Raw genomic sequence first — 25,643 nt, 5'->3', positions numbered from 1 at the left:
GCGGCAGGGTTTCTTCCCCATCGCTCACCCCTGCGTCGAACGGCGGACGCCCGGATCGACACACTCGCCGAAAACTTTTTCCGGCGTCCCGCACGATCGGGTCCGGGCGTCCCGCACGATCGGGTCCGGGCGTCCCGCACGGTCATGTCCGCGCGTCCCGCGCCACCGCCGTCCGGCCCCGCCCCCGGCCTTCAGGGCGGCTGTCCCCACGGCCTTCGGGCCGAGGACCGGTGCCGCGTCGGTGGTGACGCCGGTGGGACGGCCCCGCAGCACCGGGACGGCCCCCGGTGTCGCCGTCCTCGCCGGGCGCCGTGGCGGCCGGGCCGGCGAGGACGTCGCCGCTGACGTCGGGGATCCGGACGGTGCCGGCGAAGGCTTCCCCGGTCGCGGCGGTGCCGGCGACGCCTCGGTGCCTCGGGGGAGGCCCGCGGGCCCGCGCCGGGCAGGACCCGGCCGCCGGCCGTGGCCGTGCGAAGCGCTCAGCGCAGGGACGCCCACAGGTCGCTCGCCGCGGGCTCCTTCGCGACGACCCGGTTGGGGTCGGAGGGTGCCGTGACGACCGGCATCATCACCGTCCTGACGTGGCCGGCCGGCAGGCCCTTCAGGCTCTGGCCGAGCCGCATCAGCTCGCCGAGGGAGTCCAGGCCGGTGTCGGTGGTGAGGCTCGCGGTGACCGCGTCGGCGACCCGGTACAGCCTGGCCGGGTCGGTGAGCAGGTTCGTCGTGGCCATCTGCTCCAGCAGGGCCTTGACCAGTTGCTGCTGCAGACCTATGCGGCCCAGGTCGCTGCCGTCGCCTATGCCGTGCCGGGTGCGGGCGAGGGCCAGCGCCTGCTTGCCGTCGAGGTGGTGGGGGCCGGCCGCGAGGTGCAGATGGCTGTCGTCGTCGTCGATGTCCTGGGTGGTGGTGACGTCGACCCCGCCGAGCGCGTCCACCAGCTTGGCGAAGCCGGAGAAGTCGATCTCGACGAAGTGGTCCATGCGGACGTTCGTGAGCGACTCGACGGTCTTCACCGCGCACACCGGCCCGCCCACCGCGTAGGCGCTGTTGAACATGGCGCCGTACGCCGGCGCCGTCGTGCCGCCCGAGGCCAGCGGGCAGGACGGGCGGGTGACGAGGGTGTCCCGCGGAATGCTGACGACGGTGGCCCCGGTGCGGCCCGCGTCGATGTGCACCACCATCGCCGTGTCGGACCGGGCCCCGGAGCTGTCCCCGCCGCCCAGCTCCCGGTTGGCCTTGCCGCTGCGCGAGTCGGAGCCGAGCACCAGGATGTCGACGGCGCCGGTCGGCAGCGGCGAGGCGGCGGCCGAGGTGCCCGCGGACGGTGTGGTCACCGCCTCGGCGGGCCGGTCGTCGCCCAGCGCGCTGTTGATGTCGACGCTCGTGATGTTGTGGTTCAGGTGCCAGTACGCCCAGCCGGTGGTGGCCAGGCCCAGCACCAGCGTGCCCGCCAGGGTGAGCCCGACGATCCTCAGCGTTCGAGACCGCCGGCCCACCCGTCCGCCCGTTTCGCCGAGCTCCTCGTGTCCCGTCACGGGCAGGAACGTAAGTCCGAATTATTAGGAGAGTGTTAGCGGAAGCCGTGAGAATCGGTTTTCTTCGGAAAGTCTCACGCCGCGTCCCACGCCACGCCTCATGTCACGCCTCATGCCGCGTGCGAGGAGCCCCGAAAGTTTCGGTCAAGCGGCCGATTGGCTTCGGGGGCGTGTGGGGGCACGCGCGTCACGGTGCCGCCGTGCTCGACCGCACCACCAGGCTCGTCGCCAGCTCCACCCGCGTCGCCGCCCGCTCCTCCCGCTCGCGCCCCAGCTCCAGCACCAGCCGGGCAGCGGCCTCGGCCATCTCGGTCAGCGGCTGCCGTACGGTCGTCAGCGGCGGGCCCACCCAGCGGGCCACCGGCAGATCGTCGAAGCCGACCACGCTCAGGTCCTCGGGGATGCGCAGCCCCAGCTCGCGGGCGGCCTCGTACAGGCCGAGCGCCTGCAGGTCGTTGCCCGCGAAGACGGCCGTCGGCCGGTCCGGGCGGCGCAGCAGCTCCAGGCCCAGCCGGTAGCCGGCGTCGTGGTGGAAGTCGCCGGTCAGGATCAGCGCGGGGTCGACGGGCAGGCCGGCCGTCTCCAGGGCCGCGCGGTAGCCGTCGACGCGGGCCCGGGCGCACATCATCCGGGGCGGGCCGCTGATCGCGCCGATGCGGGTGTGGCCGAGTTCGACCAGGTGGCGGGTGGCGGCGAGGCCGCCCTGCCAGTTGGTGGCGCCGATGGACGGCACGTCCGGGCCGGGGTCGCCGGCCGGGTCCATCACCACGAACGGGATCGAGCGGCTGGTCAGCAGGGCCCGCTGGGACTCGTCGAGCCCGGACAGCACCAGCACCACCCCGTGCGGGCGGCGGGCGGCGACCTGGTCGGCCCAGGTCCGGCCCGGGGTGAGCCGCCCGGCCGACTCGGACAGCACCACGCTCAGCCCGGCGTCCCGCGCCACGTTCTCCACGCCCCGGATGACCTCCATCGCCCAGGCGCTCTCCAGCTCGTGGAAGACCAGGTCGATCAGCGGCGACCGGGAGGCCTCGGCGCGCCGGCGCCGGTAGCCGTGGGCGCGCAGCAGCTCCTCGACCCGGGTCCGGGTGGCGGGGGCGACGTCGGCGCGGCCGTTGAGCACCTTCGAAACAGTCGGAGCCGACACCCCGGCCTCACGGGCGATCTCGGCGAGGGTCGCCGTCTGCGTTTCTGCGGACTTCGAAGGCTTCATGCCCGCGATCGTATCGCCGCCGACCCTCTTGACGAAGGTGCGGGCGCGCCATAGGTTCCCGGAACATTCGGAGTACGCTTCGAAACATTCGCAGCAGACGGGAGTTCCATGACCACCGCTCCTTGGCGCGACCCCGCCCTGCCCGCCGACGCCCGCGTGGCCGACCTGCTCTCCCGGATGACCCTGGAGGAGAAGGCCGCCCAGCTGTACGGCGTGTGGGTGGGCGCCGCCACGGACGGCGACGGAGTCGCGCCGCTGCAGCACGAGATGGCCGCCGAGCACGACTGGGACGAGCTGCTCACCCTCGGTCTCGGCCAGCTGACCCGTTCGTTCGGCACCGCCCCGGTCGATCCGGCCCTAGGCGCGCGGGCCCTGGCCCGGGCCCAGCGCCGGATCGCCGCCGCCGGCCGCTTCGGCATCCCGGCCGTGGCCCACGAGGAGTGCCTGGCCGGGTTCACCGCCTGGCGCGCCACGGCGTACCCGGTGCCGCTCGCCTGGGGCGCGTCCTTCGACCCGGAGCTGGTCGAGGAGATGGGCCGCCGCATCGGCCGGGACCTGCGCGCGGCCGGGGTGCACCAGGGCCTGGCCCCCGTGCTGGACGTGGTCCGCGACCCGCGCTGGGGCCGGGTCGAGGAGACGATCGGCGAGGACCCGTACCTGGTGGGTACGGTCGGCACGGCCTACGTACGCGGCCTGGAGTCGGCCGGCGTGGTGGCCACGCTCAAGCACTTCGCCGGGTACGCGTCCTCGGCGGGCGCCCGCAACCTGGCCCCGGTGCGGGCGGGTGCGCGGGAGTTCGCGGACGTCACCCTGCCGCCGTTCGAGATGGCGCTGCGCGAGGGCGGGGCCCGCTCGGTGATGGCGGCCTACACCGAGACCGACGGGGTGCCGGTCTCCGCCGACCCGCGCCTGCTGACCGGCGTGCTGCGCGACGAGTGGGGCTTCACCGGCACCGTGGTCGCCGACTACTTCGGCATCGGCTTCCTGCGGAGCCTGCACCGGGTGGCGGCCGACGACGCCGAGGCGGCCGGGCTGGCCCTGGCCGCGGGCATCGACGTCGAGCTGCCGACCGTACGCTGCTACGGCCCACCGCTCGTGGCCGCCGTACGGGAGGGCCGGGTCCCGGAGTCCCTGGTGGACCGCGCCGCCCGCCGCGTCCTGCTGCAGAAGTGCGAGCTGGGCCTGCTGGACGAGGACTGGCGGCCGGAGCCGGAGGGTCCGCTCGACCTGGACTCGGCGGCCAACCGGGCCGTGGCCCGGCGGCTGGCGGAGGAGTCGGTGGTCCTGCTGGACAACCCCGGCGGACTGCTGCCGCTGGCCTCCGCCACCCGGATCGCGGTCGTGGGCCCGCGCGCGGCGGACGCCCTCGCCGTGCTCGGCTGCTACTCCTTCCCCTCCCATGTCCTCACCCACCACCCCGAGGTCCCGCTCGGCGTCGAGATCCCCACGGTCCTCCAGGCCCTGCGCGCCGAATTCCCCGACGCCAAGGTGACGTACGCCGAGGGCTGCGGGGTCTCGGACCCGGACACCGGCGGCTTCGCGGAGGCGGTGGCCCGGGCGGCGGAGGCGGACGTGTGCGTGGCGGTGCTCGGCGACCGGGCGGGCCTGTTCGGCCGGGGCACCTCCGGCGAGGGCTGTGACGTGGCCGACCTGCGGCTGCCCGGCGTGCAGGCCGAGCTGCTGGACGCGCTGGTCGCGACGGGCGTCCCGGTGGTGCTGGTGCTGCTGACCGGGCGGCCGTACGCGCTCGGCGGCCCGCACGGCCGGCTCGGCGCGGTCGTGCAGGCCTTCTTCCCCGGTGAGGAGGGCGGCCCGGCGGTGGCCGGGGTGCTGTCCGGCCGGGTGAACCCCTCCGGCCGGCTCCCGGTGAGCGTGCCGCGCCTGCCCGGCGGCCAGCCCTGGACCTATCTGCAGCCGCCGCTGGGACTGGCGAGCGACGTCAGCAGTCTGGACCCGACGCCGCTGTACCCGTTCGGGCACGGCCGCTCGTACACGACGTTCGCCTGGGAGGACTTCCACGGCCCCGCGGCGGAGATCCCGACGGACGGCTCGTACGACGTCTCGGTCACCGTCCGCAACACCGGGGACCGTGCGGGAGCCGAGGTCGTACAGCTGTATCTGCACGACCCGGTGGCGAGCGTGACCCGGCCCGACGTACGGCTGATCGGGTACCGGCGGGTGGCTCTGTCTCCGGGCGAATCCCGCCGGCTGACCTTCCGTTTCCACGCCGACCTGTCGTCCTTCACGGACCGGGCGGGGGCGCGGGTGGTGGAGCCCGGCGCGCTGGAGCTGCGGCTGGCCGCGTCGAGCACGGACGTGCGGCACACGGCCCGGCTCCGCCTCACCGGTCCGGTACGGGTGGTCGGCGGGGAGCGGCGACTGCGGTGCGACGTGGAGGTGGCCCGGGGAACCGATTGAACCGCCGGGGCCGTGTGGAACGTATGGGGTCACGGCGGAGGCACAGCGAACGTGCTTGCGCAAGACCCATGCACCGGGCGTTCAGGATGGATTCAGGTTGCCCCTGGCAGGGTCGGGCCGTAAACGATCACCCCCCACCCGGCAGGAGCACCCTTTGACGACGCCGAAGTCCGTGATGAAGAAGCTGCCCGAGGTCACGCTCGCGTTCTGGATCATGAAGATCGCGGCGACGACCCTGGGCGAGACCGCCGGCGACCTGTTCGCCCAGACGCTCAAACTGGGCTACTTCCTCACGACCATCGCCCTGTTCCTGGTCTTCGTGGTGACGCTGGTGATCCAGCTGCGTTCGGCCCACTACAACCCCTTCTTCTACTGGACCGTGATCCTGTCGACCTCCATGGCCGGCACCACCATGTCCGACTTCATGAACCGCGACGCCAGCGCGAAGTACCTCTCGGGCGGCGCGACCAAGCTGGGCTGGGGGCCGCAGGGCCTGGGTCTCGGGTATCCGGAGGGCGCCGCGATCCTGATCTCGATCCTGCTGCTGATCTTCATCGGCTGGAAGCTGAGCGGGATGACCTTCCAGATCACCGAGATCGTCACCTTCCGGGGCGAGGCCCTGTTCTGGTCGGCGATCCTGGTCTCCAACACGCTCGGCACCTCGATGGGCGACTTCCTCTCCGACAGCTCCGGCCTCGGCTATCTGGGCGGTGCGGCCCTGGTGACCGGCGTGCTGCTGGTCCTGGTGGCGCTGATGAAGGTGCCGGCGGTGCCGAACGTGCTGCTGTTCTGGATCGCGTTCGTCCTCACCCGGCCACTGGGCGCCACGGCCGGCGACTTCCTGACCAAGCCGGTCGCCAAGGGCGGACTGGACCTGGGGACGGCCGGTTCCTCGGCGGTGCTGCTCGCGGTGCTGTTCGGCCTGATGGCGTACGCGCAGTTCAAGGAGCGGCGGGCGGCGGCCCTCACGGTCGCGGGTCCCGAGGCGGAGGCGGTCCGGCCGCAGCGCACGAGCCGCCGGTAACGGGCCGCCGTAACGGCGAAACCCGCCTCCGGAGAACCGGAGGCGGGTTTCGAGTGGAGCGCCGGGCAGGCCTTGCACCTGCATCTCCCCGCAGGAAGCGGGACGTCTTTCCTTGGACCACCAACGCACTGCGTCCGGACCGGGTTTCCGGCCGTTCGCTGTGTGATGATCATAGCCCAGTCCGGCCGGACACATCAACCTCAGCCGTCGGCCACCGACTCGAACCGCCAGCGGTGCACGGCCCGCGTCACCAACGTGCCGTCCGGCTCGGGCAGTTCGGGCAGCTCGGCGTCGTACGGCGCGTCCCACCAGGTGATGACCAGCACCCGGTCCCGCGGAGCGCGGAAGGTCTCCCGGCGTACCGGACGCCCGGTGAGCCGCTGCGCGCGGGCCCAGGCGAGCAGTTCCTCGCCCCGGCCGTCGGCGGCCCGCGCCTCCCACATCAACGCGACGGTCACGAGTACAGGTTCTCCTTGCTGACCTCGTGCACATGGTCGTGGTCGTGGCCCGGCACGTGCGGGTCCGTCACCGGCAGGGAGGAGTCGGCCGACAGGTCCCAGCCGGAGGCGGCCCGGCCCCGGGCGACCATCTCGGCGCCGAGCGCGGCCACCATCGCGCCGTTGTCCGTGCACAGCTTGGGGCGCGGCACGCGCAGCCGGATGCCGGCCGCCTCGCAGCGCTCCTGGGCGAGGGCCCGCAGCCGGGAGTTGGCCGCCACGCCACCGCCGATCATCAGGTGGTCGACGCCCTCGTCCTTGCAGGCGCGGACGGCCTTGCGGGTGAGCACGTCGACGACGGCCTCCTGGAAGGAGGCGGCCACGTCACGGACCGGGACCTCCTCGCCGGCCGCCCGCCGGGCCTCGATCCAGCGGGCCACGGCCGTCTTCAGACCGGAGAAGGAGAAGTCGTACGCCGGGTCGCGCGGGCCGCTGAGACCACGTGGGAAGGCGATGGCCGCCGGGTCGCCCTCGCGCGCGTACCGGTCGATGACCGGGCCGCCGGGGAAGCCCAGGTTCAGCACGCGGGCGATCTTGTCGAAGGCCTCACCGGCCGCGTCGTCGATGGTGGCGCCCATCGGGCGGACGTCGGAGGTGATGTCCGAGGACAGCAGCAGCGAGGAGTGGCCGCCGGACACCAGCAGGGCCATCGTCGGCTCGGGCAGCGGGCCGTGTTCCAGCTGGTCGACGCAGATGTGCGAGGCGAGGTGGTTGACGCCGTACAGGGGCTTGCCGAGGGCGTAGGCGTACGCCTTGGCCGCCGAGACGCCGACGAGCAGGGCGCCGGCCAGACCGGGGCCCGCGGTGACCGCGACGCCGTCCAGGTCCCGGGCGCTGATCCCCGCCTCCTTCAGCGCACGGTCGATGGTCGGGACCATCGCCTCCAGGTGCGCCCGTGACGCCACCTCGGGTACGACCCCGCCGAAGCGGGCGTGCTCGTCGACGCTGGAGGCGACGGCGTCCGCCAGCAGGGTGGTGCCGCGGACGATGCCGACGCCGGTCTCGTCACAGGAGGTCTCGATGCCGAGGACGAGGGGTTCGTCAGCCATTGATCTCGGTTCCCTGTTCTGGATCCGATCCTTGTTCCGGATCTGAGCCTTGTTCTGGATCTGAGCCTTGTTCTGGATCTGAGGAGGGGCCCGCGGCGGAGCCGCCGTCGGATGTCGTGGTCAGACGCATGACCAGGGCGTCCACGTTGCCCGGCTGGTAGTAGCCGCGCCGGAAGCCGATCGGCTCGAAGCCGAACCGCTCGTAGAGTTTCTGCGCGCGGACGTTGTCGACCCGGCACTCGAGCATCACCTCGTGGCACTCGAACGCGGTCGCCGCGCGCAGCAGCTCGGCCAGCAGCCGGCCGCCGAGGCCGGTGCCCTGGTGGGCGCGCGCCACGGCGATGGTCTGGACGTCGCCCTGGTCACCGGCGGCGACGAGACCGGCGTAGCCGACGATGCGGCCCCCGGCCTCGGCGACGACGTACCGCCGGGTCGCGTCCGGGCCCCGGGAGTGGGCCAGCTCGGACCAGAACATGCCCCGGGACCAGGTGTCCTCGGGGAACAGGTCCTTCTCCAGCTCCAGGACCGGGTCGATGTCCCACCAGCGCATCTCGCGCAGTTCTTCGGTCACTTCGGGGTGACCACCTTGTAGTTCTTGGGCACCTGGGCGTCCGGGCGGCGCAGGTACAGCGGGCGGGGTGCCGGCAGCTCCTCGCCCGCGGCCAGCCGCTCGGCGGCGAGCGAGGCGAGCGAGGCGGCGGACACGTGCTCGGGCTCGTGGACGCTCGGGAACGTGTCCGGGTAGAGCAGCGCGCCGGCGCCGACGGCCGGGATCCCGGCGACCTGCTCGGCGATGTCGGCCGGGCGGTCGACGGCCGGGTCGGTCAGCCGGGTCCGGGAGTCGGCGTACTTTGCCCAGTAGACCTCCTTGCGCCGGGCGTCGGTCGCCACGACGAAGGGGCCCTTCTCGATGTCGGCGGCGTAGGCGAGGCCGTCCAGCGTGCAGACGCCGTGGACGGGGACGCCGAGCGCCAGGCCGAAGGTGTCGGCGGTCATCAGGCCGACGCGCAGGCCGGTGTAGGGACCGGGCCCGGTGCCGACGACGATCCCGGTGACCTCCTCCAGCCTGAGTCCGGCTTCGGCGAGCACACGGTCCACGGCCGGCAGCAGCAGCTCTCCGTGCCGGCGCGCGTCCACCTGGCTCGACGAGGCGATGACGTCCGTGCCGTCGTGCAGCGCGACGGTGACGGCGGGTGTTGCGGTATCCAGAGCGAGCAAGAGCACGCGAACAGCCTACGGCGCCCGCGCCTCGTGCATGGCCGCCCCGGCGGGACCGTCACCGGCTGCTACGGTCTGTACGAAGTACGACATATGGCGCGAAGCAGAGGTGGGCGCAGGTGGCAGGGACCAGCTCGGGAGTCGTGGCCGGCCTGACCGCGGCGGCCGTCGGAACCGTCGGCTTCCTCGCCTACCGGGCCCAGGCGACCGTCCCGGCGGGCCTGGGCGGCAGGCCCGCGGCGAGTGCGTCGCCCTCGGCGACGGCCACCAAGGCGCCCCGCGACCGGCTCCATCCGACCGCCCTTCCGGGCAGCTCCGGCACGGGTGAACGGGTCGTGTACTCGGTGGACGACGACCGGGTCTGGCTGGTCGACGAACGCAACCGGGTCGAGCGCACCTTCCGGGTGAACCCGGGGAGCGTGGACCCGCCGGTCGGCGGCTACTGGGTCAGCTCCCGCTCCAACGCCGTCACCGGCACCGACGGCCTCCCCATCGAGCACGTCGTGCGGTTCACCAGCGTGGACGGGGTCGTGATCGGCTTCAGCGCGGCGGTGGGCGGCGGCGACCCGCAGACCGTGGCCGACCCGAGCGTGAAGACGGGGGGCATCCGGGAGAGCCGGGTGGACGGGGAGGCGATGTGGAAGTTCGCGACGATCGGGGTGCGGGTCGTCGTGATCCGTTAGGCGGCCGCGGGCGCGTGCCGCGCCGGGCCGTCGTCCGGCCGCGGGTCACCGCCCGCCGCCCCTTCCGGGCGGTCCGGTGCCCGGGGCGGCAGGGAGACCGCGTTCGCCGCCGCGCATGCCGCCAGCAGGTCGCGCACGGACACCCCGGCGGACGACTGCGGGCCGGACTGCTGCTCCGTGGGGCCGTCGGCGGGCATGAGCGCCTCCTGGGTGCCGGGGGCTGCGCGGTCAGGGGCTGGTTAGGCACACCTAACTACGGGCTGGACACCATGTCATCACGCCCGGGACGTCCTGCGCAATATGTTGCCGACGACCTGTCGGAAAGGGTGGTGCGGGCCGGTTCAGGCCGCGAGGGTCTCCAGGCCGGCCGTCGACCAGCGCTCCCCCAGCCCGGTCACCGTCACGTGCCGCACCTCGTCCGTGGTGTCGCCCACGGCCCGGTGGATGACCACCTGGAGCCGGTCGTCGGTCAGCTCCTCGACCTTGCCCTCGCCCCACTCCACGACGATCACCGAGTCGGGCAGCGAGACGTCGAGGTCCAGGTCCTCCATCTCGTCCAGACCGCCGCCGAGCCGGTAGGCGTCCACGTGGACCAGCGGCGGGCCGCCGCCGAGCGAGGGGTGCACCCGGGCGATCACGAACGTCGGCGAGGTCACCGCGCCGCGCACCCCCAGGCCCTCGCCGAGACCCCGGGTCAGCGTGGTCTTGCCCGCGCCGAGCTCCCCGGAGAGCATCACCAGGTCGCCCGCGCGCAGCAGCTTGGCCAGCCGGCGCCCCAGCTCCCGCATCTGCTCGGGCGAGGTGATCGTCAGCCGCGTCTCAGCGGGGTTGTGCGGTGCTGCCGGTGCTGCTGGATGTTCCATAGCCACTTACGGTAGCCCCTGCCGGCACCGCACCCGCGCGGGTGAGCAGGTCGGCGAGGCGGTCGGTGACCACTTCCGGGTGCTCCAGCATCACGAGGTGCCCCGCGTCCGGCACGAGCACCAGCTCGGCGTCGGGGAGCAGGTCGGCGATGGCCTCACTGTGCTCGCTGGGGGTGACCAGGTCCTGGACGCCGGCCAGCACGAGCACGGGCATGTCGCGGAAGCAGGCGAGCGCCTCGGTCTTGTCGTGGTCGGTGAAGGCCGGGTAGAACTCGGCGACCACGTCGATCGGGGTGGCCTCGATCATGCGTTCGGCGAAGCGTTCGACGGCCGGATCGACGTCTCGGGAGGCGAACGAGTACCGCTTGATGACCCCCGCGAACAGATCGGCGGTGGCCCGCCGCCCCTTCTCCACCAGCTCCGCCTGCTGGCCGAGCGCCTTCAGCACGCCGGGGAGGATCCGGCGCACCGCGTTGACCCCGGCGACGGGCAGCCCGAAGTTGACCTCGCCGAGCCGCCCGGACGACGTCCCGACGAGGGCGGTGGCGACCACCCGGTCCCGGATCAGCTCCGGGTACTGGGCAGCCAGCGCCATCATGGTCATCCCGCCCATCGAGTGCCCGACCAGCACGATCGGCCCGTCGGGTACGGCGGCGTCGAGGACGGCCTTCAGATCGCGGCCGAGCTGGTCGATGGTGACCGGCACCCGGTCCCGGGTCTGCCCGACCCCCCGCGCGGAGCGGCCGTGGCTGCGCTGGTCCCAGTGCACGGTCCGGACGACGCCGCGCAGGGCCGCCCGCTGGAAGTGCCAGGAGTCCTGGCTGAGGCAGTAGCCGTGGCAGAAGACGACGGTGACCGGGGCGGGCGCCTTGCGGCCGAAGAGGCGGCGCCGGCGCGGGGAGACCTGCGGCCCCGGATCGGGCTCGGTCTCGTCGACCTCGTAGTACAGCTCGGTGCCGTCGTCGGCGTACGCCTTGGCCGGGGTGCCGCGCAGGGTGCCGTACGGCCCCGCGGAGTCCAGTGCCAGCCGCGCCTTGCGCCGCATGCCCCGGCCCACCGTCATCCGCTCGACGGCGACGCCGGCCGCCGCGCCCGCGGCCAGCACGCCTATCGCGGCACCGGCGATGCCGGTCGCCCGACGCCAGCTCCCGGCCGCCCCCGCGGCGGAGACGGCGGCCGCCGTGGCGACGACGTCCGCGACGGCCTCCGCACTGCTCTCGCTCACGTACCGCTCCTCTTCGCCGTACTGCAGTTCGCCTGGGTGAGTGAAACCGATGGTGCCGGTGGAACCGATGGTGCCGGTGGAACCGATGGTGCCGGTGGTACCGGTGTGACTGGGTCGATGATCCGAGTTGCCGCTTCCCGGCGGGCTACCCGGCTTATTCCCCGTTCACATAGACGCGAGGAACGCGCATTCCGATCCGCGTGACGATCTCGTACGCGATCGTGCCGCTGGCCTGCGCCCAGTCCTCGGCGGTGGGCTCACCGCGGTCGCCGGGCCCGAACAGCACGGCCTCGCTGCCCACCGGGGGCTCGTCGCCGCCGAGGTCCACCACGAACTGGTCCATGGCGACCCGTCCGGCGACGGTCCGCCACTTGCCGTCGACCAGCACCGGACCGGTGCCGGAGGCGTGCCGGGGGATGCCGTCGCCGTAGCCGACGGGGACGAGACCGAGCGTGGTGGTGCCCGGGGTGACGTAGTGGTGGCCGTAGCTGACCCCGTGCCCGCCCGGGACGTGCTTGACCAGCGCGAGCGAGGCGCTGAGCGTCATCACCGGACGCAGTCCGAAGTCGGCCGGGGTGCCGAGCTCGGGGCTGGGCGAGATGCCGTACATGGCGATGCCGGGGCGGACGAGGTCGAAGTGGGTCTCGGGGAGGGTGAGCGTGGCCGGGGAGTTGGCGATGTGCCGCACCTCGGGCCGTACGCCCTGGTCCTCGGCGTGAGCCAGCATCTCCCGGAAGCGGTCGAGCTGGGCGGCGATGGACGGGTGCCCGGGCTCGTCGGCGCAGGCGAAGTGCGACCACAGCCCGGTGATCCGGACCAGGCCCTCGGCCTCGGCGCGCAGGGCCTCGCCGACCAGCTCGGGCCAGTCGGCGGGCTGACAGCCGTTGCGGCCGAGGCCGGTGTCGGCCTTGAGCTGCACGCGCGCGACCCGGCCGGCCTCCCGGGCCGCCCGCTCCACCTCGCGCAGGGCCCACAGCCCGCTCAGGGACACGTCGATGTCGGCCTCGATCGCCTGCCGCCAGGGCCCGCCGGGCACCCACAGCCAGCACAGGATCCGCCCCGGCAGCCCGGCCTCGCGCAGCGCGAGGGCCTCCTCGGGGGTGGCCGTTCCGAGCCAGGTCGCCCCCGCCGCGAGCGCGGCGCGGGCGCACGGCAGCGCGCCGTGGCCGTACCCGTCGGACTTGACGACGGCCATCATGGCCGCGCCCTTCGCCCGGGCGCGCAACACCCGCACATTGGCGCGCAGGGCGCCCAGATCGATCTCGGCGCGGGCGCGCAGGGGGGCGGTCGGCACAGCTGCAGTCTCACTCATGGCGCCCCCAGTGTCTCAGAGGGCCGCCCGGCCCCGGCTGCCGTGTCAGGTACCCGTCGCTCCACGGATACGCCGCGAATTCACCCAAGAGGCGCAACAGGGGACAACCGACCGCACCAAGGCGCTGCCTCGCAGCTACGGGCAGTCGTGCCGCTGGGGCGACGCCCACCCGGCAACGCCAGCCGACACCCCCGCAACAACGGGTCGGCCCGGCCCGACCACGGACAGCCGACACCCCCGCAACTGCGGGTCGGCCCGGCCCGGCCGCGGACAGCCGACACCGCCGCAGCTGCGGGCAGTCGTGCCGCTGGGGCGGCACGGGTGGGCGCAGCGGCACCCCGCGAGCGCGGGTGAGCGAAGCCAACCCCGGCCCGCACCAGCACCGCTGAGCCCACAGCACCGGCTCCGCTGAGCCCACGACACCGGCCGACACCCCCCGCACAAGCACCGGCTCCGCTGAGCCCACGGCACCAGCCGGCCCCCGCACAAGCACCAGCACCGGCACCGGCACCGCTCAGGCCGCCCGTGCCGGCGAGCCCGCCGCCCTCAACCCCGTACGTCCCGCCATGCCTCCGGGATCCGGGCGGCCACGTCGTGGGCCCCCGCCGGTGCCCCGTCCGCCGCGAACCGCCCGGCCAGGCCGTGCAGATACGCCGCCACGCTCCCCGCGTCCAGGGCGGACAGCCCCGCCGCCAGCAGCGATCCGGCCAGCCCCGACAACACGTCCCCGCTCCCCGCCGTGGCCAGCCAGGGCGTCCCCGTGGCGTTCACCCGCACGGCACCGCCCCCGGCGTCGGCCACCAGCGTCGTCGACCCCTTCAACAGCACGGTCGCCCGGTACACCGCCGCCAACTCCCGCGCCGCGGCCAGCCGGGCCTCCTCGACCTCCTCCCGCGGCACCCCCAGCAGCGCGGCGGCCTCCCCCGCGTGGGGCGTCATCAGCGTCGGCGCCGTGCGCCCCCGCACCGCGTCCCGCTCGGCCAGCCGCAGCCCGTCCGCGTCGACCAGCACCGGCACGTCCGCCGCCAGCACCTCGGCCACGGTCGCCGCGTCCTCGCCCGCCCCCGGCCCGACCACCCAGGCCTGCACGCGCCCCGCCTTGGCGGGTCCGGCGTCGGACACGAGCGTCTCCGGGAACCGGGCGATGACCGCGTCCCCGGCGGGCCCGACGTAGCGCACGGCCCCCGCGCCGCCCCGCAGCGCCCCGGACACGGCGAGCACGGCCGCCCCGGGATACCGCGCCGACCCGGCGGCGATCCCCACCACACCGCGCCGGTACTTGTCGCTCTCCCCGGCGGGCAGGGGCAACAGCCGTGCGACGTCCGTGTGCTGCAGGGCCGTCAGCTCACCCTCCGGCGGCAGCTCCAGCCCGATGTCGACGAGCCGTACGACCCCGGCGTACTCCCGCGCGGGATCGACCAGCAGTCCGGGCTTGTACGTCCCGAAGGTGACGGTGAGATCGGCCCGTACGGCGACTCCGCGGACCTCCCCCGTGCCGGCCTCGACCCCGCTGGGCAGGTCCACCGCCACCACCGCGGCCCGGGACCGCTCCACGGCCCACGCGAGCCACTCGGCGTCGGGCCGCAGCCCGCCCCTGCCCCCGATCCCGACGATCCCGTCGACCACCAGATCGGCCCGCCGGAGCAACTCGTCGACGGTTCCCGCGGACCCGTCCGACTCCGCGGAGACGACGGCGCCGCCCGCCCGTCGCAGCGCGGCCAGCCCTGCGCCGTGCACCCGCCCGGGCGACAGCAGGACGGCGGTGACGCCGGCCCCCCGGCGCGCCAGCCGGGCCCCCGCGTACAGGGCGTCCCCGCCGTTGTCCCCGCTGCCGACGAGCAGCACCACCCGGCTGCCGTACACCCGCCCGAGCAACTCCGCACAGGCGGCGGCCAGCCCGGCGGCCGCCCGCTGCATCAGCGCTCCTTCCGGCAGCCGCGCCATCAACGCCCGTTCGGCCGCCCTTACCGTCTCCACGCTGTACGCAGTACGCATGGCACCGAGTCTGCCCCGGAACCCCCCACCCCCACACCCGGACCGCTCAGCCCTCGGCGACCACCACGGCCGAGGCGATCCCCGCGTCATGGCTGAGGGACACGTGCCAGGCCCGCACCCCCAGCTCCGCGGCCCGCGCGGCCACGGTCCCCTTCACCCGCAACCGGGGCTGACCGCTGTCCTCGACGTACACCTCGGCGTCGGTCCAGTGCAGCCCGGGCGGCGCCCCCAGCGCCTTGGCCAGGGCCTCCTTGGCGGCGAACCGGGCCGCCAGCGAGGCGATGCCCCGCCGCTCCCCGCCGGGCAGCAGCAACTCCCGCTCCACGAACAGCCGGTCGGCGAGTCCCGGCGTACGCTCCAGCGACGCCCGGAACCGGTCGATCTCGGCGACGTCGATCCCCACTCCGATGATGCTCATGGCGGGCAGCCTACGGCGGCCCGTCCCCGGCCGGCGCCCGCCCGGATGGCAAGATCACCCGACGGCGCCGGGCACCCGCCGTCTACGCTGCGGCCATGACTTCCCAGGCCTATCTCTCCGACCTCTTCTCGCTCGACGGCCATGCCGCCCTGGTGACCGGGGGCAGTTCCGGCATCGGCCGGGCCGTCGCCGGGGCGCTGGCGCGCGCCGGGGCGAGCGTGGTGGCCGTGGCCCGGAAGAAGGAACAACTCGTGGAGACCGTCGAGGAGTTGACGGCCGAGGGGTGCCGGGCGGCCTGGGTCCGCGGTGACCTGAGCAGCCGCGACGGCATCCGCGCGGCGGCCGAGGAAGTGGCCGGCGCCCACGGCGAACCCGACATCCTCGTCAACTGCGCCGGCGTCAACCTCCGGCCGCCGATGAGCGAGCTGGACGAGGACGTCTGGGACACGACCATGACCGTGAACCTGGAGGCGCCCTTCCTGCTGGGGCAGCGGTTCGGTCCCGGCATGGCCGAGCGGGGCTTCGGCCGGATCATCCACGTCACCTCCCAGCAGGCCCACCGCGCCTTCGTGCAGAGCGGCGCGTACGGCGTCTCGAAAGGGGCGCTGGAGTCGCTGGCCCGCTCCCAGGCCGAGGCGTGGTCCCCGCACGGCGTCACCTGCAACACCCTGGTGCCGGGCTTCGTGATGACCCCGCTGAACGCGCGGCTGTCGTCCGACCCCGAGAGGGTCGCGGCGCTGGCCGCGCGCACGATGGTCGGGCGCAACGGGCTCGCCGAGGACTTCGCGGGCGCGGCGGTGTTCCTGGCGAGCCGCGCCTCCGCCTACGTCACGGGCCAGTCGATCTTCGTCGACGGCGGCTTCTCGACCCACTGAGCCGCCGTCGGCCGGGTGATCCGCGGCCCTACTCCACGGTCACCGACTTCGCCAGGTTGCGCGGCTGATCCACCTCGTTGCCGCGCGCCGTGGCCAGCTCGCACGCGAAGACCTGCAGCGGCACCGTCGCCACCAGCGGCTGCAGCAGGGTCGGGGTGGCCGGGATGCGGATCAGGTGGTCGGCGTACGGGACCACCGCCTCGTCGCCCTCCTCCGCGATGACGATGGTGCGGGCGCCGCGCGCGCGGATCTCCTGGATGTTGGAGACGATCTTGTCGTGCAGGACGGACCGGCCGCGCGGGGACGGGACGACGACCACCACCGGCACGTCCTCCTCGATCAGCGCGATCGGGCCGTGCTTCAGCTCGCCCGCCGCGAAGCCCTCGGCATGCATGTAGGCGAGTTCCTTGAGCTTCAGGGCGCCTTCCAGAGCCACCGGGTAGCCCACGTGCCGGCCCAGGAACAGCACCGTGTTCTTGGCCGCCAGGGTGCGCGCCAGGGCCCGTACCGGCTCCATCGTCTCCAGGACCCGCTCGACCTCCTCGGAGATGCGCGAGAGGTCCCGGATCACGACCTGGATCTCGTCGCCCCACTTGGTGCCGCGCACCTGGCCCAGGTACAGGGCGACCAGGTAGCAGGCCACCAGCTGGGTGAGGAACGCCTTGGTGGAGGCCACCGCGACCTCGGGGCCGGCGTGCGTGTACAGCACCGCGTCCGACTCGCGCGGAATGGTCGAACCGTTGGTGTTGCAGATCGCCAGGACCTTCGAGCCCTGCTCCCGGGCGTGGCGCAGCGCCATCAGGGTGTCCATGGTCTCGCCGGACTGGGAGATGGCGATCACCAGGGAGCGGCCGTCCAGGATCGGGTCCCGGTAGCGGAACTCGCTCGCCAGCTCCACCTCGCACGGGATCCGCGTCCAGTGCTCGATGGCGTACTTGGCGATCAGGCCGGCGTGGAAGGCCGTACCGCACGCGACGATGACGACCTTGTCGATCTCCCGCAGCTCGGACGGGGAGATGCGGACCTCGTCCAGGGTGAGGGAGCCGGACGGGTCGATGCGCCCGAGCAGGGTGTCGGCGACCGCCTTGGGCTGCTCGGCGATCTCCTTGAGCATGAAGTAGTCGTAGCCGCCCTTCTCGGCGGCGGAGGCGTCCCAGTCCACGTGGTAGGAGCGGACCTCGGCCGGGCGGCCGTCGAAGCCCGTCACCGTGACGCCGTCGCGGCGCAGCTCCACCACCTGGTCCTGGCCCAGCTCGATCGCCGACCGGGTGTGGGCGATGAACGCGGCGACGTCGGAGGCGAGGAACGCCTCGCCCTCGCCGACGCCCACCACGAGCGGCGAGTTCCGGCGCGCGCCCACGACCACGTCCGGCGCGTCCGCGTGCACCGCGACCAGCGTGAACGCGCCCTCCAGCCGCCGGCACACCAGCCGCATGGCCTCCGCCAGGTCGGCGGTCCCCGAGAACTCCTCGGCGACCAGGTGGGCGACCACCTCGGTGTCCGTCTCGGAGTGCAGCTCGTGCCCCCGCTCGGCCAGCTCGGCGCGCAGGACGGCGAAGTTCTCGATGATGCCGTTGTGGACGACGGCGACGCGTCCCGCGTTGTCGAGGTGCGGATGGGCATTGGCGTCGGTCGGGCCGCCGTGCGTGGCCCAGCGGGTGTGGCCGATACCCGTCGAACCCGCCGGCAGCGGCCGCTCGACCAGCTCCTTCTCCAGGTTGACCAGCTTTCCGGCCCTCTTCGCCGAGGCGAGCCCGCCGTCCGCGAGCACGGCGACGCCCGCCGAGTCGTACCCCCGGTACTCCAGCCGCTTCAGCCCGGCCATGACGACATCGAGCGCCGACTGCGACCCTACGTATCCCACGATTCCGCACATGCGCCGCAGCCTACGGCGCGCAAGCGGCCGGAACAGGCCTTCCGCTGCCCGAAATCAGAAATTCCCACCGTCGTACGAAGGGGTGTCCGGCGCGTGACGGACCCCACCTTCCGGCCCGTTCAAACTCCGTTAACAATGGACTGTGATCTCACCGGTCTCCTCGATGCCCCGGAGCGTCCACCGGCACAAGCCGGAGGCGACTCCCTACGTCGACCTCACCCGCGCCGAGTGGAGCGCGCTGCGCGACAAGACGCCGCTCCCGCTCACCGCCGAGGAGGTGGAGAAGCTGCGCGGCCTCGGCGACGTGATCGACCTGGACGAGGTGCGGGACATCTACCTCCCGCTCTCCCGGCTCCTCAACCTCTACGTCGGCGCCACGGACGGCCTCAGAGGCGCCCTGAACACCTTCCTCGGGGAGCAGGGCTCCCAGTCCGGCACCCCCTTCGTCATAGGGGTCGCCGGCTCGGTGGCCTGCGGGAAGTCCACCGTCTCCCGCCTGCTGCAGGCCCTGCTCTCCCGCTGGCCCGAGCACCCGCGCGTGGAACTGGTGACGACGGACGGCTTCCTGCTGCCCACCAAGGAGCTGCGGGCCCGCGGCCTGATGTCACGGAAAGGATTCCCCGAGTCCTACGACCGCAGGGCCCTGACCCGGTTCGTCGCCGACATCAAGGCCGGCAAGGACGAGGTGACGGCCCCCGTCTACTCCCACCTGATCTACGACATCGTCCCCGACCAGCGGCTCACCGTCCGCCGGCCGGACATCCTGATCGTCGAGGGCCTGAACGTCCTGCAGCCCGCCCTGCCGGGCAAGGACGGCCGCACCCGGGTCGGACTCGCCGACTACTTCGACTTCAGCGTGTACGTCGACGCCAGTACCGAGGACATCGAGAGCTGGTACCTCAACCGCTTCAGGAAGCTGCGCCAGACGGCCTTCCAGAACCCGTCCTCGTACTTCCGCCAGTACACCCAGGTCTCCGAGGACGAGGCCCTCGACTACGCCCGCACCCTGTGGCGGACGATCAACGAGCCCAACCTGGTCGAGAACATCGCACCGACCCGCGGCCGGGCCACCCTGGTCCTCCGCAAGGGCCCGGACCACAAGGTCCAGCGCCTGCGGCTGCGCAAGCTGTAGGCACGCAAAGGGGCGCGGGGGGTGTTCCCCGCGCCCCGGCTCCGAAAAGACCTATCCCAGCGCCGACTTCACGGCATCGGCCAGCCGCCCGGCCACCGACCGGGCCTGATCGATGTCCGCCGCCTCGACCATGACCCGCACCAGCGGCTCGGTCCCGGAAGGCCGCAGCAACACCCGCCCGGTCTCCCCGAGTTCCCGCTCCGCCTCGGAGACGGCGGCGGCGAGATCGGCCGACGTCCGCACCCGCGACTTGTCCACGTCCGGCACGTTGATCAGCACCTGCGGCAGCCGCTCCATGACGGAGGCGAGCTCCCGCAGCGTACGGCCGGTCTCGGCGACCCGCGCCGCCAGCAGCAGACCCGTGAGCGTGCCGTCACCGGTCGTCGCGTGGTCGAGGATGATCACGTGCCCGGACTGCTCGCCGCCGAGGGCGTACCCGTGCTCCTTCATCTCCTCGAGCACGTACCGGTCGCCGACGGCCGTCTGCACGAGCCGGATCCCGGCCTTCTCCATGGCCAGCTTGAAGCCCAGGTTGGACATGACGGTCGCGACCACGGTGTCGGAGCGCAGCTCGGAGCGCTCCCGCATCGCCAGCGCCAGCACGGAGAGGATCTGGTCGCCGTCGACCTCCTCACCGGTGTGGTCCACGGCCAGGCAGCGGTCGGCGTCGCCGTCGTGCGCGATGCCGAAGGCCGCGCCGTGCTCGACCACCGCCGCCTTCAGCTGCTCCAGGTGGGTCGAGCCGCAGCCGTCGTTGATGTTGAGGCCGTCCGGCTCCGCGCCGATCGTGACGACCTCGGCGCCCGCCCGGGAGAACGCCTCCGGCGAGACCCCCGAGGCCGCGCCGTGCGCTTCGTCCAGGACGATCTTCAGGCCGTCCAGCCGGTTCGGCAGGACCGAGAGGAGATGGGCTACGTAACGCTCGAAGCCCTCGCCGTAGGACCGCACGCGGCCGACCCCGGCGCCCGTCGGGCGCTGCCAGGGCTCACCGTGGCGGTGGGACTCGTAGACCGCCTCGATCCTGTCCTCGAGGTCGTCGGCGAGTTTGTGGCCGCCGCGGGCGAAGAACTTGACGCCGTTGTCCGGCATGGCGTTGTGGCTGGCGGACAGCATCACGCCCAGGTCGGCGCCGAGCGCGCCGGTCAGGTGAGCCACCGCGGGCGTCGGCAGCACGCCGACCGTCAGGACGTCCACACCCGCGCTGGCCAGGCCGGCGACGACCGCGGCCTCCAGGAACTCCCCGGACGCGCGCGGGTCCCGCCCGACCACCGCCGTCGGCTTGTGGCCCTCGAAGGTGCCCGCCTCGGCCAGCACGTGCGCCGCGGCGACCGAGAGGCCGAGGGCCATCTCGGCCGTCAGGTCCGCGTTGGCGACACCGCGCACGCCGTCCGTGCCGAAGAGTCGTCCCACTTGTCCTCCTGAGGAAGCAGCATTTTCGCGATCGGTGCGGTCCGGCGCACGCCTCCCGACATCCGATCACACAAGCCTCTGAGCGTCTTGTGTCGTTATACGCCCTTGGCGGGGATAAACGAACGCCCCGACGGCACAAGTGGCGTGCCGCCGGGGCGTTCGGAGTACGAGCAGGCAGCTCCTGATTAGCGCTTGCTGTACTGCGGAGCCTTGCGGGCCTTCTTCAGACCGGCCTTCTTGCGCTCGACCGCACGGTCGTCGCGCTTGAGGAAGCCGGCCTTCTTCAGCGGGCCGCGGTTGTTGTCGACGTCGGCCTCGTTCAGCGCACGGGCGACACCGAGACGGAGCGCACCGGCCTGACCGGAGACACCGCCACCCGCGATGCGGGCGATGACGTCGTAACGGCCCTCGAGCTCGAGCACCTTGAAGGGCTCGTTGACTTCCTGCTGGTGCACCTTGTTCGGGAAGTAGTCCTCGAGGGTGCGACCGTTGATCTTCCACTTGCCGGTGCCCGGGACGATCCGGACGCGGGCGATGGCGTTCTTGCGACGGCCCAGGCCGGCGGCCGGCTGGGGCTCGCCGAAGCGGGAGGCCATCGACTCCGAGGTGTACTCGCCCTCGACGGGGACCTCGGACTCGGTGGTGTAGCTGTCGATGTCAAGCTCTTCGAGCGGCTGCTCGGCAGTGGTCTCGGCCACGATGTACCTCAGATTCTCTTCAGTCTTAGGGGGTGGCCGGAATTACTGCGCGACCTGGGTGATCTCGAACGGCTGCGGCTGCTGCGCGCCGTGCGGGTGCTGGTCACCCTTGTAGACCTTCAGCTTCGAGAGCATCTGACGGCCCAGCGTGTTCTTGGGGAGCATGCCCTTGACGGCCTTCTCGATGGCCTTCTCCGGGTTCTTGTCCAGCAGCTCGTCGTAGCGGACGGAGCGCAGACCACCCGGGTAGCCGGAGTGGCGGTACGCCATCTTCTGGGTCCGCTTGTTGCCGGACAGGTGCACCTTGTCGGCGTTGATGATGATGACGAAGTCACCGGTGTCGACGTGGGGGGCGTAGATCGGCTTGTGCTTGCCCCGCAGGAGGGACGCAGCGGTGGTGGCGAGACGGCCCAGGACGACGTCCTGAGCGTCAATGACGTGCCACTGGCGAGTCACATCGCCGGGCTTGGGGCTGTACGTACGCACTTCGCAGCCTTCTTCTTCAGGGATGGGTGCTGACACTTGGCATCACTGAAGCGATCGTGCAGCTGGGGACGACAAATATGCCGGGGACACTGCCCGTATGCCGCCCACTGGTAACTGCTCCAGGGAACCTAGGTACAGGCCTGTCGCGTGAGAACGAGCAAGCCAATACACAACGAACAAGCAGGTTACCTGCAGGCCCCCGGCAGGGTCAAAACGAGGCGCTTCCCGCTTATGTCGGCGGACAAACGTGGCATGCCGCCCGACGCCCTCCAGCACCCTCCGGCCCCCGTCTAAGATGCGCCCCATGAGTTACGGGCAGGGGGGACCCCAGTCTCAGTGGGATCCCTGGAAACCTAATTCCCAGCAGCCGTGGAACAGTGGCGGTGACGACGGGACTCCGGACTGGGCCGCGCTGGCCGAGGCCTCGGAGAGCCGGCACAAGCGCCGCAAGGTGCTGTTCATCGCCGGCGGCGCGCTCGCGACGATCGCCGTGGGCACGGCCGTCGCCATGGCCGTCGTCTCCGCGAACGGCAAGGGCGAGCCACAGGCCGGTCCCAGCAGCCTGACGGCCGGCGCGTCCCTGCCGGGCACGGCCTCGGCCGCGCCGTCCTTCGCGCCGACCAGCGCCCCGCCGCCGCTGGACCCGAAGGACTTCATATCCAGCGCCAAGAAGGACACCGCGCCGCTGAGCCCCGAGACGCTGTTCCCGGGCACCCAGCTGACCATCGGCAGCACGGTGTACAAGAAGGGCGCCACCGCGGACACCACGAACTGTGCCTCCGCGGCCGACGCGACCCTGCCGAAGATCCTCACCGCGAACGGCTGCACCCGGCTGATCCGCGCCACGTACACCCTGAACGGCATCGCGGTCACCACCGGCGTCGCCGTCTTCGCCACCGCCGACCGGGCGGCGAAGGCCAAGGGCCAGACCGACGACCACAGCATCGTGCGCTCGCTGTCCGGCAAGGGCGTCAAGCCCTTCTGCGACGGAGCGATCTGCTTCTCGACACGCAACGCCGTCGGCCGCTACGCCTACTTCACGATCACCGGCTTCGCCAACGGCAAGAACGTCACCACGAAGGACACCAAGGCCTTCTCCGCCGGCAAGGACCTGCAGGACTTCACCTTCCGGCAGATCTGGCGCCGCGGCCAGGCCCAGGCGTCCGCGGCGGCGAACCAGTAGCTCAGCAGCACCCCGCCGACGGCAGCGACCGCTTGTTGCGCGCCTCCTTGCTGCGCGCCGCCAGCAGCTCGTCGGCGGGGTAGCCGACCTCCTCCAGGGTCAGCCCGTGCGGCCGTACGACATGCACGGCGGAGTCCCGCACCCCCGCGGCCAGCACCTTCCCGGGCCACTCCGGGCCGCGGTGGCCGTCCCCGACGAACAGCAGCGCGCCGATCAGCGAGCGCACCATGTTGTGGCAGAACGCGTCCGCGCGGACGGTGGCCGTGACGATCCCGTCCTCGCCCCGCACGAGGCTCAGCTCCTGGAGCGTCCGGATCGTCGTCGCCCCCTCGCGCTTCTTGCAGTAGGCGGCGAAGTCGTGCTCGCCGAGCAGCTCCCGGGCGGCCGCGTTCATCGCGTCCACGTCCAGCGGCCAGTCGTGCCACAGGACGTGGTTGCGCAGGATGGGGTCGACACCGCCGGGGTTGTCGGTGACCCGGTAGGCGTACCGGCGCCAGACGGCGGAGAAACGGGCGTTGAAACCGCTCGGCGCCGGCCTGAGGGCCCACACCCGTACGTCCTTCGGCAAACGCCCGGCCAGGCGCTTCAGCAGCTTCTGGTTGTGCTCCCGCCAGACCTCCTCGGGCAGGTCGACGTGCGCCACCTGGCCGCGCGCGTGCACCCCGGCGTCGGTCCGTCCGGCGACGGTCAGCTCGTAGGTCTCCCGCGACCGCGTCACCGTGCGCAGGGCGTCCTCGATCTCGCCCTGCACGGTCCGCTTCCCGCCCGCCTGCTTGGCCCAGCCGTGGAAGTCGGTGCCGTCGTAGGAGACGTCGAGGCGGACACGGACGTACCCGGGCTGTACTTCATCACTCACGTGGAAATCCTCTCAGGGCCGTGCCCCTCGGAAGAACGCGTCGAAGAAACGTGAAAGCGGGCCCGCCCCGAAGGGCGGACCCGCTTCCAGCGTCAGGCAGAGGCTCAGGCCTCCGTCGACTCCTCGGCAGCGGCCTCCTCGGCCGGCGCCTCGGTGGTCTCCGCAGCCTTGGCCTCGTCGGCCTCCTTGACCGCACGCTTGGTGGCGGCCTCGGCCTCACCGGTGGCCTGCTGCGCGACCGTCAGCGCCTCGACCAGCTCGATGACAGCCATGGGCGCGTTGTCGCCACGGCGGTTACCGATCTTGGTGATGCGGGTGTAACCACCCGGACGGTTCTCGTACCGCGGGCCGATCTCGGTGAAGAGCGTGTGGACGACGCCCTTGTCCGTGATGACCTGGAGCACCTGACGGCGGTTGTGAAGGTCGCCCTTCTTCGCCTTGGTGATCAGACGCTCGGCGTACGGGCGCAGGCGGCGGGCCTTCGCCTCGGTGGTGGTGATACGGCCGTGCTCGAAGAGGCTCTTCGCCAGGTTGGCGAGGAGGAGCTTCTCGTGCGCGGCGCTGCCGCCCAGACGGGCACCCTTGGTGGGCTTCGGCATGGTTCTTCTCCTGTGTGTCTGCCCCGGCCGTGTCAGGTACCGAGGTCAGTATCCGAGCAGGCGGTCGCCTGTCGGAGATCCGGGGGTCTCGGCGAGACCCCCGGAGGCGGAACACGCTCAGTACCGACTCAGTACTGCTCGGTCTCGACGAACCCCGCGTCCGCGTCGTCGTCGGCGCCGAAGGCGTCGGCGGCGGCGGTCGGGTCGAATCCGGGCGGGCTGTCCTTCAGGGCCAGGCCCATGCCGGCCAGCTTCGCCTTGACCTCGTCGATGGACTTCGCACCGAAGTTGCGGATGTCCAGCAGGTCGGCCTCGGAGCGGGCGACGAGCTCACCCACGGAGTGGATGCCCTCGCGCTTGAGGCAGTTGTACGACCGAACGGTGAGCTCCAGCTCCTCGATCGGCAGCGCCAGGTCGGCGGCCAGGGCGGCGTCCGTCGGGGACGGGCCCATGTCGATGCCCTCGGCGTCGATGTTGAGCTCGCGCGCCAGACCGAACAGCTCGACCAGCGTCTTGCCGGCCGACGCCATCGCGTCACGCGGACGCATGGCCTGCTTGGTCTCGACGTCGACGATCAGCTTGTCGAAGTCGGTGCGCTGCTCGACACGGGTCGCCTCGACCTTGTAGGTGACCTTCAGAACCGGCGAGTAGATGGAGTCGACCGGGATACGGCCGATCTCCTGGCCCACCTGCTTGTTCTGCACGGCGGAGACGTAACCGCGGCCACGCTCGACCGTCAGCTCCATCTCCAGCTTGCCCTTGCCGTTGAGCGTGGCGAGGACCAGGTCGGGGTTGTGCACCTCGACACCGGCCGGGGGCGCGATGTCGGCGGCGGTGACCAGACCCGGACCCTGCTTGCGCAGGTACATCACGACCGGCTCGTCGTGCTCCGAGGAGACGACCAGCTGCTTGATGTTGAGGATCAGGTCGGTGACGTCCTCCTTGACGCCCGGCACGGTGGTGAACTCGTGCAGCACGCCGTCGATCCGGATGCTGGTGACAGCAGCGCCGGGGATCGAGGACAGGAGGGTACGACGCAGGGAGTTGCCGAGGGTGTAGCCGAAGCCCGGCTCCAGCGGCT

Annotated in this window: 25 protein-coding genes; 6 read left to right on the top strand and 19 right to left on the bottom strand. The window is 72.5% G+C overall.

Features of this window, described 5'->3' with window-relative positions; translation table 11 throughout:
* Window positions 1-479: 479 nt before the first annotated feature.
* Both AB0N17_RS30185 and AB0N17_RS30180 read right to left on the bottom strand, forming a co-directional pair.
* Window positions 480-1,535, bottom strand: coding sequence for an LCP family protein (locus AB0N17_RS30185; RefSeq protein WP_366014715.1), 1,056 nt, complete (start codon window positions 1,533-1,535; stop codon window positions 480-482).
* A gap of 187 nt (window positions 1,536-1,722) precedes the next feature.
* Window positions 1,723-2,745, bottom strand: a complete 1,023-nt coding sequence (locus tag AB0N17_RS30180) for a LacI family DNA-binding transcriptional regulator (RefSeq protein WP_366014713.1) — start codon at window positions 2,743-2,745, stop codon at window positions 1,723-1,725.
* Window positions 2,746-2,853: 108 nt separating this feature from the next.
* Here AB0N17_RS30180 and AB0N17_RS30175 point away from each other — a divergent pair, with 108 nt between their 5' ends.
* Together AB0N17_RS30175 and AB0N17_RS30170 are read left to right on the top strand one after the other, a co-directional pair.
* Window positions 2,854-5,163, top strand: coding sequence for a glycoside hydrolase family 3 N-terminal domain-containing protein (locus tag AB0N17_RS30175; protein WP_366014712.1), 2,310 nt, complete (start codon window positions 2,854-2,856; stop codon window positions 5,161-5,163).
* A gap of 154 nt (window positions 5,164-5,317) precedes the next feature.
* Window positions 5,318-6,187, top strand: a complete 870-nt coding sequence (locus tag AB0N17_RS30170) for a hypothetical protein (protein ID WP_366014711.1) — start codon at window positions 5,318-5,320, stop codon at window positions 6,185-6,187.
* Between the two features lie 200 nt (window positions 6,188-6,387).
* Here AB0N17_RS30170 and AB0N17_RS30165 read toward each other — a convergent pair whose 3' ends face one another.
* The 4 genes from AB0N17_RS30165 to tsaB are packed head-to-tail and all read right to left on the bottom strand — an operon-like array spanning window position 6,388 to window position 8,957.
* Complete coding sequence (locus AB0N17_RS30165; RefSeq protein ID WP_366014710.1) at window positions 6,388-6,645, bottom strand: hypothetical protein; 258 nt, start codon at window positions 6,643-6,645, stop codon at window positions 6,388-6,390.
* The gene (gene tsaD, locus AB0N17_RS30160; protein WP_366014709.1) at window positions 6,642-7,733 is read right to left on the bottom strand and encodes a tRNA (adenosine(37)-N6)-threonylcarbamoyltransferase complex transferase subunit TsaD; all 1,092 of its coding nucleotides are present in this window, start codon (window positions 7,731-7,733) and stop codon (window positions 6,642-6,644) included. The genes AB0N17_RS30165 and tsaD overlap by 4 nt, the downstream gene beginning before the upstream one ends.
* On the bottom strand, window positions 7,726-8,283 hold the full coding sequence (rimI, locus tag AB0N17_RS30155) for a ribosomal protein S18-alanine N-acetyltransferase (RefSeq protein ID WP_366014770.1): 558 nt from the start codon (window positions 8,281-8,283) through the stop codon (window positions 7,726-7,728). The genes tsaD and rimI overlap by 8 nt, the downstream gene beginning before the upstream one ends.
* A 17-nt stretch (window positions 8,284-8,300) precedes the next feature.
* A complete protein-coding gene (gene tsaB, locus AB0N17_RS30150) occupies window positions 8,301-8,957 on the bottom strand; it encodes a tRNA (adenosine(37)-N6)-threonylcarbamoyltransferase complex dimerization subunit type 1 TsaB (RefSeq protein WP_366014708.1) in 657 nt (218 codons plus the stop codon).
* Between the two features lie 113 nt (window positions 8,958-9,070).
* On the opposite strand from tsaB, the gene AB0N17_RS30145 reads away from it, so the two are divergent.
* Window positions 9,071-9,634, top strand: a complete 564-nt coding sequence (locus AB0N17_RS30145) for a hypothetical protein (protein WP_366014707.1) — start codon at window positions 9,071-9,073, stop codon at window positions 9,632-9,634.
* On the opposite strand, the gene AB0N17_RS30140 is transcribed toward AB0N17_RS30145, so the two are convergent.
* The 6 genes from AB0N17_RS30140 to AB0N17_RS30115 all read right to left on the bottom strand — a co-directional run bounded on the left by AB0N17_RS30140 (window position 9,631) and on the right by AB0N17_RS30115 (window position 15,447).
* Window positions 9,631-9,831, bottom strand: a complete 201-nt coding sequence (locus AB0N17_RS30140) for a hypothetical protein (protein WP_366014706.1) — start codon at window positions 9,829-9,831, stop codon at window positions 9,631-9,633. The two genes, AB0N17_RS30145 and AB0N17_RS30140, sit on opposite strands and share 4 nt — an antisense overlap.
* A 144-nt stretch (window positions 9,832-9,975) precedes the next feature.
* Window positions 9,976-10,497: a tRNA (adenosine(37)-N6)-threonylcarbamoyltransferase complex ATPase subunit type 1 TsaE gene (tsaE, locus tag AB0N17_RS30135; protein WP_366014705.1), complete on the bottom strand. Its 522-nt coding sequence runs from the start codon at window positions 10,495-10,497 to the stop codon at window positions 9,976-9,978.
* The gene (locus AB0N17_RS30130; protein ID WP_366014704.1) at window positions 10,454-11,722 is read right to left on the bottom strand and encodes an alpha/beta hydrolase; all 1,269 of its coding nucleotides are present in this window, start codon (window positions 11,720-11,722) and stop codon (window positions 10,454-10,456) included. The genes tsaE and AB0N17_RS30130 overlap by 44 nt, the downstream gene beginning before the upstream one ends.
* A 154-nt stretch (window positions 11,723-11,876) precedes the next feature.
* On the bottom strand, window positions 11,877-13,034 hold the full coding sequence (gene alr / locus AB0N17_RS30125; RefSeq protein WP_366014702.1) for an alanine racemase: 1,158 nt from the start codon (window positions 13,032-13,034) through the stop codon (window positions 11,877-11,879).
* Between the two features lie 546 nt (window positions 13,035-13,580).
* Complete coding sequence (locus AB0N17_RS30120) at window positions 13,581-15,029, bottom strand: NAD(P)H-hydrate dehydratase (RefSeq protein WP_366014701.1); 1,449 nt, start codon at window positions 15,027-15,029, stop codon at window positions 13,581-13,583.
* A gap of 46 nt (window positions 15,030-15,075) precedes the next feature.
* Window positions 15,076-15,447 carry a holo-ACP synthase gene (locus AB0N17_RS30115; RefSeq protein WP_366014700.1) on the bottom strand — a complete coding sequence of 124 codons (372 nt, stop codon included), beginning with the start codon at window positions 15,445-15,447 and terminating at the stop codon, window positions 15,076-15,078.
* Between the two features lie 95 nt (window positions 15,448-15,542).
* On the opposite strand from AB0N17_RS30115, the gene AB0N17_RS30110 reads away from it, so the two are divergent.
* Entirely contained in the window at window positions 15,543-16,322 is a 780-nt protein-coding gene (locus AB0N17_RS30110) for an SDR family oxidoreductase (RefSeq protein WP_366014699.1), read from the top strand.
* A gap of 28 nt (window positions 16,323-16,350) precedes the next feature.
* On the opposite strand, the gene glmS is transcribed toward AB0N17_RS30110, so the two are convergent.
* Window positions 16,351-18,198, bottom strand: coding sequence for a glutamine--fructose-6-phosphate transaminase (isomerizing) (gene glmS / locus AB0N17_RS30105; protein ID WP_366014698.1), 1,848 nt, complete (start codon window positions 18,196-18,198; stop codon window positions 16,351-16,353).
* Window positions 18,199-18,340: 142 nt separating this feature from the next.
* Here glmS and coaA point away from each other — a divergent pair, with 142 nt between their 5' ends.
* Entirely contained in the window at window positions 18,341-19,330 is a 990-nt protein-coding gene (gene coaA / locus AB0N17_RS30100; RefSeq protein ID WP_366014697.1) for a type I pantothenate kinase, read from the top strand.
* A 51-nt stretch (window positions 19,331-19,381) separates the two neighbouring features.
* Here coaA and glmM read toward each other — a convergent pair whose 3' ends face one another.
* From glmM to rplM, 3 genes are all read right to left on the bottom strand, one after another.
* Entirely contained in the window at window positions 19,382-20,740 is a 1,359-nt protein-coding gene (gene glmM / locus AB0N17_RS30095; RefSeq protein WP_366014696.1) for a phosphoglucosamine mutase, read from the bottom strand.
* A 185-nt stretch (window positions 20,741-20,925) separates the two neighbouring features.
* The gene (rpsI, locus tag AB0N17_RS30090) at window positions 20,926-21,438 is read right to left on the bottom strand and encodes a 30S ribosomal protein S9 (protein WP_004927169.1); all 513 of its coding nucleotides are present in this window, start codon (window positions 21,436-21,438) and stop codon (window positions 20,926-20,928) included.
* 42 nt (window positions 21,439-21,480) lie between these two features.
* Entirely contained in the window at window positions 21,481-21,924 is a 444-nt protein-coding gene (rplM, locus tag AB0N17_RS30085; RefSeq protein ID WP_058923752.1) for a 50S ribosomal protein L13, read from the bottom strand.
* Window positions 21,925-22,228: 304 nt separating this feature from the next.
* Here rplM and AB0N17_RS30080 point away from each other — a divergent pair, with 304 nt between their 5' ends.
* Entirely contained in the window at window positions 22,229-23,107 is an 879-nt protein-coding gene (locus tag AB0N17_RS30080) for a hypothetical protein (RefSeq protein WP_366014695.1), read from the top strand.
* Between the two features lies 1 nt (window position 23,108).
* On the opposite strand, the gene truA is transcribed toward AB0N17_RS30080, so the two are convergent.
* The 3 genes from truA to AB0N17_RS30065 all read right to left on the bottom strand — a co-directional run.
* Window positions 23,109-23,963 carry a tRNA pseudouridine(38-40) synthase TruA gene (gene truA, locus AB0N17_RS30075; protein WP_366014694.1) on the bottom strand — a complete coding sequence of 285 codons (855 nt, stop codon included), beginning with the start codon at window positions 23,961-23,963 and terminating at the stop codon, window positions 23,109-23,111.
* 104 nt (window positions 23,964-24,067) lie between these two features.
* Window positions 24,068-24,562, bottom strand: a complete 495-nt coding sequence (gene rplQ, locus AB0N17_RS30070) for a 50S ribosomal protein L17 (RefSeq protein ID WP_366014693.1) — start codon at window positions 24,560-24,562, stop codon at window positions 24,068-24,070.
* Window positions 24,563-24,690: 128 nt separating this feature from the next.
* Window positions 24,691-25,643 (bottom strand): DNA-directed RNA polymerase subunit alpha (locus AB0N17_RS30065; RefSeq protein WP_366014692.1); only part of this gene is annotated, 953 nt, incomplete at its 5' end.

Source organism: Streptomyces sp. NPDC051133, from assembly GCF_040682635.1.
In the GTDB taxonomy this organism is placed as follows: Bacteria; Actinomycetota; Actinomycetes; order Streptomycetales; family Streptomycetaceae; genus Streptomyces.
The sequence above is the reverse complement of the archived record's forward strand: the minus strand, read 5'-3'. Positions and strand labels throughout refer to the sequence as shown.

Bases quoted from the DNA above. Each gene is read 5' to 3' on its own strand.
- AB0N17_RS30180 (WP_366014713.1), bottom strand. From the start codon at position 2,745: ATGAAGCCTTCGAAGTCCGCAGAAACGCAGACGGCGACCCTCGCCGAG.
- AB0N17_RS30175 (WP_366014712.1), top strand. From the start codon at position 2,854: ATGACCACCGCTCCTTGGCGCGACCCCGCCCTGCCCGCCGACGCCCGC.
- tsaD (WP_366014709.1), bottom strand. From the start codon at position 7,733: ATGGCTGACGAACCCCTCGTCCTCGGCATCGAGACCTCCTGTGACGAG.
- rimI (WP_366014770.1), bottom strand. From the start codon at position 8,283: ATGCGCTGGTGGGACATCGACCCGGTCCTGGAGCTGGAGAAGGACCTG.
- AB0N17_RS30140 (WP_366014706.1), bottom strand. From the start codon at position 9,831: ATGCCCGCCGACGGCCCCACGGAGCAGCAGTCCGGCCCGCAGTCGTCC.
- tsaE (WP_366014705.1), bottom strand. From the start codon at position 10,497: ATGGAACATCCAGCAGCACCGGCAGCACCGCACAACCCCGCTGAGACG.
- alr (WP_366014702.1), bottom strand. From the start codon at position 13,034: ATGAGTGAGACTGCAGCTGTGCCGACCGCCCCCCTGCGCGCCCGCGCC.
- AB0N17_RS30120 (WP_366014701.1), bottom strand. From the start codon at position 15,029: ATGCGTACTGCGTACAGCGTGGAGACGGTAAGGGCGGCCGAACGGGCG.
- AB0N17_RS30115 (WP_366014700.1), bottom strand. From the start codon at position 15,447: ATGAGCATCATCGGAGTGGGGATCGACGTCGCCGAGATCGACCGGTTC.
- AB0N17_RS30110 (WP_366014699.1), top strand. From the start codon at position 15,543: ATGACTTCCCAGGCCTATCTCTCCGACCTCTTCTCGCTCGACGGCCAT.
- glmS (WP_366014698.1), bottom strand. From the start codon at position 18,198: ATGTGCGGAATCGTGGGATACGTAGGGTCGCAGTCGGCGCTCGATGTC.
- AB0N17_RS30080 (WP_366014695.1), top strand. From the start codon at position 22,229: ATGAGTTACGGGCAGGGGGGACCCCAGTCTCAGTGGGATCCCTGGAAA.
- rplQ (WP_366014693.1), bottom strand. From the start codon at position 24,562: ATGCCGAAGCCCACCAAGGGTGCCCGTCTGGGCGGCAGCGCCGCGCAC.